Raw genomic sequence first — 9,648 nt, 5'->3', positions numbered from 1 at the left:
AACATGGGACGCCGACCCATCGAGACCGTTATGTCTTTCGTAAGCCAAGAAGGTTAAGTGGACATTTCATGACCGGAACCCGCCGCCGAGGCGGCAGGGCCAGCGTCCCGATATCCTGGCATCCTGAGCGCTCCGCCCCGAAGGCCCGTACGCCCCCCTTCCTCGCCCGGGGGCCGGGCAGCAGGCGTTGCCCGGCAGGCCTGTGGCGAAAGCCCGGCCTTCCTCAGCCCAGCTCCTCGAGAAAGCGGGTCAGGAGGGCGGCATAGGCGGGCGCGACCTCGACGCCGGGCAGGTGGCCCGCGCCGGGAAGGACCTCGAAGCGTGCGCCGGGGATCAGGGCGGCGGTGTCGCGCACGATCTCGGGGGGCGTCGCGCCATCCAGCTCGCCCGCGATGGCCAGCGTGGGCAGCCGCAAGGTGGCCGTGGCCTCGCGCAGGTCGGCGGCGGCGATGGCCTCGCAGGCGGCGGCATAGGCGTCCAGCGGCTGGCGCTCCAGCATCATCTGCCAGGCGCGGCATTCCGTCGTTTCGCGGAAGGCGGGCGAGAACCAGCGTTCCATCGTGGCGGCGCCGATGGCCTCGATGCCGCCCGCGCGGATGGTGGCGATGCGGTCGCGCCACAGCTCGGGCGTGCCGATCTTCGCGGCGGTGTTCGACAGCACCAGCCCGCGCAGCAGGTCGGGGCGCCGTGCGGCCAGGCTTTGCCCGATCAGTCCGCCGATCGAGAGGCCCACGAAGACCGCGTCCCGCAGCCCGAGGTGATCCATCAGCGCGGCGGCGTCATCGGCCAGCTGCCCGATGCTGTAGGGGCCGGGCGTCGCCTGCGTCAGCCCGTGGCCGCGCTTGTCATAGCGCACGAGCCGCAAGCCCTGAGGCAGCAGCGGCAGCACCGCGTCCCAGACCCTGAGGTCGGTGCCCAGCGAGTTGCCGAAGACGACCGCCCGGCCGTCGCGCGGCCCCTGGTCGGCGTAATGGACCGCGAGGCCCTGAAGTTCTGCCACCTGCATCGGACGGACAACTCCTTATGTTGCTGCGCAGCGGTGCCAGCCCGGGACCGGCCCAGCGTCCAGCCATAGAACAGGCACCCGCCGCTTGAAAGCAGGCCCTCAGCCCGCCGCTGTCAGCGAGGCCACGCGCCGCAGCCCCAGGCGGTAGCCCTCGGTCCCGCAGCCCGCGATCACCCCGTCGGCCCGTAGGCTGACATAGGAATGGTGGCGGAAGCTCTCGCGCTGGTGGACGTTCGAGATGTGAACCTCGATCACCGGCCCGTCGAAGGTCTTCAGCGCGTCGAGGATGGCGACCGAGGTATGGGTGAAGGCCGCCGGATTGATGACGATGCCCACCGCGTCCTCGCGCGCCTCGTGGATCCAGTCGATCAGCCGGCCCTCGTGGTTCGACTGCAGGAAGCGGATTTCCACCCCCAGTTCCCCGGCAAGGGCGGCGCAGTCGCGTTCCACGTCGGCCAGCGTCTCATGCCCGTAGATCTCGGGCTGGCGCTTGCCCAGCAGGTTCAGGTTGGGGCCGTTGAGGATGTAGATCAGGCGGGCCATGCTGTCCTTTCATGCGCGGCGGTGTCGCAGCCGCGCTCAGTCGTCCCAGGCGGGCGAGAAGTCGTAATCGCAGTAGCGCCGCCCCTCGGCGAGACCGTGGATGGCCGCCATTTCGTCCTCCGACAGGGCGAAGTCGAAGATGTCGAGGTTCTCGGCCAGCCGCGCGGGTCTGGAGGACCGGGGGATCGCCGCCACGCGGTCCTGCTGGACCAGCCAGCGCAGCGTAACCTGCGCGGGCGTCTTGCCGTGGCGCGCCCCGATCTGCTGCAGCAGGGTCACGTCCGCCACCGCGCCCCGCGCGATCGGCAGATAGGCCACCAGCAGCATATCGGCCCGCGCCATGCGGTCAAGCAGCCGGGCCTGCGACAGGAAGGGGTGATATTCCACCTGGTTGCAGAACAGGTCCGCCTTGTGGACCTCCAGCGCCTCGTCCAGCAGGGGCAGGGTGAAGTTCGCGACCCCGATCAGGCGGGTGCGGCCGGCGGCTTTTTCCTCGGCAAAGGCGGCCAGAGTCTCGCCCAGGGGGATGTCGCGGGCGGGCCAGTGGACCAGCAGCAGGTCCACCTGATCCAGCCCCAGCCGGTCCAGGCTTTCGGCCATGCGGGCATGGACGTCGTCGGGGCGCAGATCGCTGGGCCAGATCTTGGTGGTGACGAACAGTTCGTCCCGCGCCACGCCGCTGTCCCGGATCGCGCGGCCGACCTCGGCCTCGTTGCCATAGCGGATGGCGGTGTCGAGATGGCGATAGCCCATGGCGATCCCGTCGCGGATCGCGGCCTGCCCCGAGGCGCCCGTCAGCTGGTATGTCCCCAGCCCCAGCGCCGGGACAGTGTCGCCCCGGATCGTCTTCAGCATGCCCGACCCCTCCGTTTCCGCTGGCCCGCAACCTACGGGGCCGCCCGGCGGCTTGTCAAAGCGGGGCGGCCGCATGAATCCGCCATCGGCTGCACGGCTTTCGGCAACAGCCCCATTGGCGGAAATCCGGACCACTGCTACAAATTGGCCAAACCCCGTCGAATGGACAATATATGGACCAGGATCACGAGCCGCCGGTGCTGATTTCCTCGGCCGGCCGGCGGGCGGCGCTGCTCGCGGCCTTCCGCGAGGCGGGGGCAGGCCGCCTTCATGCCTGCGACCTGAACCCGGAGCTTTCGGCGGCCTGCCGGCTGGCCGACGCCGCCCATGCGGTGCCGCGCTGCGATGCGCCGGGCTTCGTCGAGGCGGTCGAGGCCATTGTCCGCGACAACGGCATCCGTCTGGTCGTGCCCACCATCGACACCGAGCTTCCCGCCTATGCCGAGGCCGCCGGGCGGTTTGCCGCGCTGGGCGCGCGGGTTCATGTCTCGGACCCCGCCACCATCGCCGTGGTGCGCGACAAGCAGCTGACGATGCAGGTGCTGGGCGCGGCGGGCGTGCCCGTTCCCGAGACGCGGACGGAAGCCGAGCTGCGCGCCGATCCGCAGGGCCTCGGCTGGCCGGTCTTCGCCAAGCCCTCGGGCGGCAGCGCGAGCCGGGGGCTCGCGGTCTATCGCTCGGTGGGCGAGCTGCCGGAAGGTTTCCCCGAGCCGATGATCTTCCAGACCCGGCTTTCGGGACCGGAATACACGGTCAACATCTTCGTGGACCAGGCGGGCGAGCTGCGCTGCGCCATTCCGCACCTGCGGCTTCAGACCCGCGCGGGCGAGGTGGAAAAGGGCCGGACCGAGCGGCGGGCCGACCTGGCCGCCATCGCCCGGAAGGTGGCCGCCGCCCTGCCGGGCGCACGGGGCGTCCTGTGCTTCCAGGTGATCGACGATCCCCGCCACGGACCCCGCGTCTTCGAGGTCAACGCCCGCTTCGGCGGCGGCTACCCCTTGGCGCACCAGGCGGGGGCACGCTTCGCCGACTGGCTGCTGGACGAGATCGACGGCCGTCCCTGCCGGGCCCATGACGGCTGGCGCGAGGGCGTCACGATGCTGCGCTATGATGATGCCGTCTTCCTTGGCTGAGCGGATCGTCTTCGACCTGGACGACACGCTTTACCTGGAACGCGACTTCGCCTTCAGCGGCTACCGCGCGGCAGGCGACTGGCTGGAAGCGCTGGGCAGCGCCCCGCCGGGCACGGGTCCCCGTCTTGCCGACGCCTGCCGGGAGCTGTTCGCCCGGGGCGAGCGGCGCGCCATCTTCGACCGCGCGGCGCAAGGGCTGGGATTGGCCCCAGAACTCGTGCCCGAACTGATCGAGGTCTACCGCGGCCATATGCCCCGGATCTCGCTCTGCCCCGACGCCCTGCGCTACCTGGCCGGGCATACGGGTCTTGGCCTCATCTCGGACGGGTTCGAGCAGACGCAGCGCAACAAGATCGCGGCGCTGGGGCTGCAGGCGCATTGCGACCTGATCCTGCCGACGGGGCAGTGGGGGGCGGACTACGGCAAGCCGCATCCGCGCGCCTACGAGATCGTGGCCGCTGCCTCGGGAGGGCGGACCTGCGTTTATGTCGCGGACAACGCCGCCAAGGACTTCCTTGCGCCGAACCGGATGGGCTGGATCACGGTGCAGATCCTGCGGCCCGGCCGCGTGCACGAGGGAAGCCCGCCCACCCCCGCCCATGCGGCGGGAGCGGTGATCGAGAGCCTCGATCAGCTGGACCAGGCCATCGCCGCCTTGCGCGGCTGAAGCGCGGCGCCCAGCACGGCGTCCCATTGCGCCATGATCCGGCCCTGCTCGAACCGGGCGGCGGCGATATGGGCCGCCTGGCCCAGGCGATTGCGCAAGGCGGGATCGGCGGCAAGCCGCGTCATCGCGCCCGCCAGCGCCGCCACGTCGCCGGGCGGGACCAGGAAACCGTTCCGGCCTTCGACGATCATCTCGGAAGGGCCGTAGGGACAGTCGAAGGATACCACCGGCAGGCCCGAGCAGGTCGCCTCGGCCACGACGTTGGAAAATCCCTCGAAGCGCGAGCTGACCACCAGCACATGCCCCGCCCCCAACCATTCCTGCGGCCCACGGACGATGCCGGGCAGCGAGACGCGGCCCTCCAGGCCCGAGGCCCGGACCAGGTTCTCCAGCGGCGCGCGCTCGGGTCCCTCGCCGAAGATCGTCAGGCGCGCGCCGGGATGAGGCACCCGGGCAAAGGCCCGGATCAGCAGGTCGAAGCCCTTCTGCGGGTCCAGACGCCCCACGGCGATGAAATGGCAGTCGGGGGCGGGCGAGGCGCGGCGGAAGGGGACCGGATTGCAGAAGTTGTGGATCACCACCGCGCGTTCCTGCAGCGCCGGGGGCAGGTCGTCGTGCTGGCCTCTGGTCTGCATCACGATCCCGGCCGCGCCATGGGCGAGGACCTGCTGGGCGCGGTTCCAGAAGCCGGGCGACTGCATCAGCGGGTTGTTGCGTTCCGAGATGACGACCGGGATGCCCGTCCCCCGCGCGGCCAGCATCGTCAGGCAGTTCACCTTGGTCAGGAAGGACAGGATCACGTCCGGCTTCACCCGGCGGATCAGCCCCCGGATCGCGGCCAGCCGCCGCAGGTGCAGCAGCTTGTCGGGCCGCGCGCCGTCGGCCAGAAGATGCAGGCGGACGTCGGGCGGATAGGGGAAGAACGGGCCCGCGGGCGGCATGTACATGCCCGCCACGTGAACCTCGTCCCCTTGCGCGTGGCGATGCGCCCCGATCGCGGCCATGATCTTCTCGGCTCCGCCCGTGCCGAAGCCGCCTTGTATCATCAACAGCCTCACTCGGCGGCCTCCATGCGCAGGGGGGTGACGGGGCCGGGGGCGTTCAGCGCCGCCTCGACGATCGGGGCGTTGATGTTCTTGGTCTGCAGGAAGATGCGGCCGATGTATTCGCCGAGGATGCCCAGGAACATCGCGTTCAGCGTCATCGACATCAGCAGCAGGATCGCCAGCGTGGCAAAGCCGGGCGGCCATTCCTGCCCGAACAGGAGCTTGCCCACCAGGTAGCCCAGCAGCACGAGAAAGGTTAGAAGCCCCGCCAGCAGCGACACGGTGGACGCAAGTCGCAGCGGCAGCAGCGAGTGGTTGACCAGCCCGTCCACCGCCAGTCCCAGCATGGCGCGGAAGGGGAACTTGGACTGTCCCGCCACCCGCGCCGCGCGGTCGTAGTCGAAGCCTGCCTGGCGGAAGCCCATGGCGCTGATCATGCCCCGCATGTAGGGCGAGCGGTCCTCGGACCGGCGAATCTGGTCCAGGATCACGCGGTCGGTCAGCCGGAACTCGCCCGCGTTGCGGGGCAGATCGTCGGGGCTGACGCGATCGATGAACCAGTAGAAGGCCCGCCTGAGCGCGGCCACCACCGGGCCGTCGGGCAGGCTGCGGCGGATGCCGTAGACGACCTGGTTCCCCTGCCGCCACAGGTCCAGCATCCGGGGGATCAGCTCGGGCGGGTCCTGCAGGTCGCTGTCCAGCTGGATCGCGCAATCGCCGCGCGCCGCCTTGTAGGCGAACATGACCGAGTTCTGGTAGCCCACGTTGCGCGAGAAGCGGAACACCCGGACGCGGGGGTCCTCTTCGGCGATCTCGCGCAGGATGGCGAAGGTCAGGTCGGTGGAATGGTTGTCGGTGAAGATGATCTCGGCCTCGACATCCTTCAGGCCGTCCAGCACCGCCGCCACGCGCGCGTGGCATTTCCGGATGTTCTCTTCCTCGTTGAGGCAGGGGATCAGGATCGAGATCAGGGTCATGCAAGGCACTCCTGCGGGGGCATGATGCGCGCCCGCTCCCAGTTGATCGTTTCGCGCAGGCCCTCGGCCAGTCCAACGCGCGGGTGCCAGCCCAGGGCCGCCATCTCGGGCGAGGGGCGGCAGGACACGACATGCGCGGCCAGGGCAGGAACCGGTGGTGTTGCAGGCAGGGGGCCGTCGGGGCGCAGGGTCAGCGCCGCGATGCCGTCGGCCAGATGGCCCGCCAGCAGGGGGCGCCCGGTGGCCACGGTGACGACGGGCGGCAGGGCGGCGGCGTGGTCGGCTGCAAGACGCAGGGCCGCCACGCAGTCGCGGACATGGATCAGGTCGCGCTGGGCCTGCGGCCGTTGCACCTGAAGCGGAAGGCCGGACAGGGCGCAGTGGATCAGGCCCGGCACCAGGAAGTCCGGGGACTGGTCGCCGCCGTAGGTCAGGCACAGCCGCGCGGTGACGGCGGGCAGGCCCAGGCGCGCGCGGGCCAGCCGCAGCACCTGGGTGCCCATCAGGGCCGACAGCCCGTAGCCGTCCCCGGGGCGCTCGGCCTCGTGCGGGTCGAGCACCCGGTTCGTTTCGCCCATCTCCGCCAGCGACCCGGTGCGGACCAGTGCGGGCGGATGGGCCAGTCGCCGCAGGGCGTCCAGAAGGACCCTGAGCGGCGCGACATTCGCGGCGACCGCATCGTCGAGATCCGACAGGTCGTCCTGCGCGGGGCTGCGCGTCCGGGCCGCCAGGTGGAAGACCTGCTGCGGCCGGGCGCGGGCCACCGCGGCGGCGACCGCCGGTGCGTCCAGGGGATGGGCGCGGGCCAGGGTGATCCGCCCCGCGAGATCCGCCAGCCGCCAGGGATCGCTGCCGGGGCGGGCCAGCACCGTGACCTCGTCCCCGCGCGACAGGCAGTCGCGCGCCAGATGCGAGCCGATGAAGCCCGTTCCTCCCGTGATCAGCACCCGCGCCATGCGCCTTACCCTTCGCCGCCGCCGACGATCCGGGGATAAGGCAGCGGCACGATGAACTTGCCCCCCGCCGCCTCGTAGTCGCGCAACTGGTCCCGGATCTCGTCAAAGAAGTTCCAGGCCAGCACCAGCAGGTAGTCGGGGCGCTGCTCCTCGATCTTCTCGGGCCCGTGGATCGGGATCAGGACGCCCGGCGACAGCGTGCCCTGCTTCAGCGGGTTGCGGTCCACCAGGTAGTCCAGCGTCTCGGGGCCGATGCCGAAGTAGTTCAGCAGCGTGTTGCCCTTGGCCGCCGCCCCGTAGCCTGCGATCCGGGCGCCCGAGGCCTTGAGGTCGGCCAGCATCCAGACCAGCCGGTCGCGGATGTCCTCGACCCGCTGGGCGAAGTCGGCGAAGGCCTCGGCGCCCTGCATGCCCGCCTCGCGCTCGGCCTCGAGCATGGCCGTGACCTCGGCGCTGGGCGCCTGCGCGGCCTGGGCCTTGCGCATGAAGACGCGCATGGAGCCGCCGTGGACCGTCAGGCGCGTCACGTCCACCACCGCCATGCCCGTCGCCTCGGCCAGCCGGACCAGCGACATCAGGCTCATTTCCGACATGTGCTCGTGATAGACATTGTCGAACTGGTTGGTCAGCAGGATGTCGCGGCCCCAGGGGACCTCGACCACGAACCAGCCATCGTCGGACAGCAGCGTGCGCACGCCCTCCATGAAGCCATGCAGGTCGCCGATGTGGTTGAGCGTGTTGGTGGTCGAGATCACCTGCGCCGGGCCGCGCCGGGCGCGGACCTCGGCGGCGGTTCCGGGGCCGAAATAGGCGACATGAACCTCGACCCCGTTCGCGGCGGCGTTGGCGACCAGGTTCGCGGCCGGGTCGATCCCCAGCGTCCGCCCGCCCATGCGGTTGGCGAAGGACAGCATCAGCCCGTCGTTGCAGCCCACGTCCACGATCAGCCCGCCCTGGGCCAGGTCGGTCAGGACGCGGGCCAGCCCCTCGAAATGGCCGTGCATGGTCCGCGCGCCCGAGGGGACATAAAGGTAGTGCGTGAAGAAGCCGTCCGGGATCTGGTCGGCCACCTGGATCATCCCGCAGTCAAGGCAGGCCTGGGTGTTCAGCGGAAAGGCCGGCTGCGGCGCGTCGCGGTCCTCGGGGCGGACGAACATGTTGGCCGGCGGATGGTCGCCCATCGGCAGGAACAGCAGAAGGTTGTCCGAATCGCAGGCACGGCAGCGGTCGAGCTGGTCGGGGCGGGGGGCGTGGTCCTTCATCATCCGGCCTTTCTGCTGGCGTGATCGGCGAAGTCCTGGAACGAGGCGTGCATGTAGTTGATCTGGTCGTCCGTCAGCCCGTGGTGGCAGGCCATCAGGATGCCGCCGCGCATCACCGCGTCGGCGACCGGATAGCCGCCGGGGGCCTCGCGCCGGGGCTGGTTGCGCATGGCGGGCTGGCGCAGGATGTTGCCGGTGAAGACGGGCCGGGTCTGGATGTCGCGGCGCTCCATCCAGATCTGCAGGTCGCGCCGGGTGAAGGGCGCCTCGGGCCGGACGGTCAGCGGGAAGGCCAGCCAGCCGGTGACGGATTCGGGCAGCTGCCGGGGCAGGATGAACCAGTTCCGGTAGGCCGAGAAGAAATCGAGATGACGGGTGAAGTTCGCCTCTCGCGCGGCGATGTTGGCCTGCAGGCGGCCCAGCTGGACCAGCCCGAAGGCCGCGCCCATCTCGGACGGCTCCATGTTGTAGCCCAGTTCCTCGAACAGGAACTTGGCGTCATAGGGGATGCCGTCCAGGTCCACGTTGAAGCGGTTCTCGATCGTCTCGCTTTCGACGAACAGCGACGAGGTCCGTCCCCAGGACCGCAGCAGCAGCGCCCGCCGTGCCAGCGCGTCGTCGTTGACGCAGAGCATTCCCCCGTTGCCCGCGCAGTTGATGACATGGCTGCCGTAGAAGCTGGTGGTCGAGATGTCCGACCATGTCCCGGTGCTGGTTCCGCCGATGGTCGCGCCCAGGGTGTCGGCGCTGTCCTCGATCACCTTCAGCCCGTGGGCGTCGGCGATCTGGCGGATGCGCGGCCAGTCGGACAGGTTGCCGATCAGCGACGGCACCATGATCGCGCGGGTGTTGGGGCCGATCATCGCCTCGATCCGGTCCGCGTCGATGTTGTAGGTTCCCTCAGCCGCATCCACGAAGGCCGGCACCAGCCCGTGCTGGAGGAGGGGGGCCACGGTCGTGGCGAAGGTCAGCGCGGGGGTGATGACCTCGGACCCTTCGGGCAGGTCCAGCAGCGCGACGGCCAGGAAATTCGCCGACGAGCCCGAGTTCACCATGATCCCGTGCCGCTTGGAGAACAGCGCCGCCACCCGCTCCTGCATCTCGCGCACGTGCTTGCCCATCTGGGTCGAACTGCGCAGCACCGCCGTGACGGCGGCGATTTCCTCTTCTCCGTGAACGGTCTGGCCGTAGTTGACGCGCATC

General features: G+C 70.2%; 10 protein-coding genes. 2 read left to right on the top strand and 8 right to left on the bottom strand.

All coding sequences use genetic code 11. The features are described 5' to 3' along the window. Positions 1-223 precede the first annotated feature (223 nt). From pcaD to BLQ03_RS06420, 3 genes are all read right to left on the bottom strand, one after another. On the bottom strand, positions 224-1,006 hold the full coding sequence (pcaD, locus tag BLQ03_RS06430; protein ID WP_090754019.1) for a 3-oxoadipate enol-lactonase: 783 nt from the start codon (positions 1,004-1,006) through the stop codon (positions 224-226). A 99-nt stretch (positions 1,007-1,105) separates the two neighbouring features. Continuing rightward, complete coding sequence (gene aroQ, locus BLQ03_RS06425; RefSeq protein WP_090754017.1) at positions 1,106-1,549, bottom strand: type II 3-dehydroquinate dehydratase; 444 nt, start codon at positions 1,547-1,549, stop codon at positions 1,106-1,108. A 36-nt stretch (positions 1,550-1,585) separates the two neighbouring features. Then, a complete protein-coding gene (locus BLQ03_RS06420) occupies positions 1,586-2,404 on the bottom strand; it encodes an aldo/keto reductase (protein WP_090754015.1) in 819 nt (272 codons plus the stop codon). 173 nt (positions 2,405-2,577) lie between these two features. Between BLQ03_RS06420 and BLQ03_RS06415 the strand changes: the two genes are divergently transcribed. Together BLQ03_RS06415 and BLQ03_RS06410 are read left to right on the top strand one after the other, a co-directional pair. Next, positions 2,578-3,537 (top strand): ATP-grasp domain-containing protein, encoded by a 960-nt coding sequence (locus tag BLQ03_RS06415; protein WP_090754013.1) that lies wholly within the window; start codon positions 2,578-2,580, stop codon positions 3,535-3,537. Continuing rightward, the gene (locus BLQ03_RS06410; protein ID WP_217629666.1) at positions 3,530-4,204 is read left to right on the top strand and encodes an HAD family hydrolase; all 675 of its coding nucleotides are present in this window, start codon (positions 3,530-3,532) and stop codon (positions 4,202-4,204) included. The genes BLQ03_RS06415 and BLQ03_RS06410 overlap by 8 nt, the downstream gene beginning before the upstream one ends. On the opposite strand, the gene BLQ03_RS06405 is transcribed toward BLQ03_RS06410, so the two are convergent. Genes BLQ03_RS06405 through BLQ03_RS06385 form a run of 5 tightly spaced genes read right to left on the bottom strand, consistent with a single transcriptional unit; the run spans position 4,168 to position 9,647 of the window. After that, positions 4,168-5,262 (bottom strand): glycosyltransferase family 4 protein, encoded by a 1,095-nt coding sequence (locus BLQ03_RS06405; RefSeq protein WP_090754009.1) that lies wholly within the window; start codon positions 5,260-5,262, stop codon positions 4,168-4,170. The genes BLQ03_RS06410 and BLQ03_RS06405 overlap by 37 nt on opposite strands. Continuing rightward, positions 5,259-6,227, bottom strand: coding sequence for a glycosyltransferase family 2 protein (locus BLQ03_RS06400; RefSeq protein WP_090754007.1), 969 nt, complete (start codon positions 6,225-6,227; stop codon positions 5,259-5,261). Before BLQ03_RS06400 ends, BLQ03_RS06405 begins: the two co-directional genes overlap by 4 nt. After that, positions 6,224-7,183: an NAD-dependent epimerase/dehydratase family protein gene (locus tag BLQ03_RS06395; RefSeq protein ID WP_090754005.1), complete on the bottom strand. Its 960-nt coding sequence runs from the start codon at positions 7,181-7,183 to the stop codon at positions 6,224-6,226. Before BLQ03_RS06395 ends, BLQ03_RS06400 begins: the two co-directional genes overlap by 4 nt. Before the next feature lie 5 nt (positions 7,184-7,188). Continuing rightward, positions 7,189-8,448, bottom strand: a complete 1,260-nt coding sequence (locus tag BLQ03_RS06390) for a class I SAM-dependent methyltransferase (protein ID WP_217629665.1) — start codon at positions 8,446-8,448, stop codon at positions 7,189-7,191. Continuing rightward, a complete protein-coding gene (locus tag BLQ03_RS06385) occupies positions 8,445-9,647 on the bottom strand; it encodes a DegT/DnrJ/EryC1/StrS family aminotransferase (RefSeq protein ID WP_090754001.1) in 1,203 nt (400 codons plus the stop codon). The genes BLQ03_RS06390 and BLQ03_RS06385 overlap by 4 nt, the downstream gene beginning before the upstream one ends. Position 9,648 lies beyond the last annotated feature (1 nt).

Origin of the sequence: Paracoccus chinensis (assembly GCF_900102885.1) — a bacterium.
GTDB classification, from domain to species: Bacteria; Pseudomonadota; Alphaproteobacteria; order Rhodobacterales; family Rhodobacteraceae; genus Paracoccus; species Paracoccus chinensis.
Note: the sequence above shows the minus strand (reverse complement) of the source record. Positions and strands in the feature narration are given on the sequence as shown.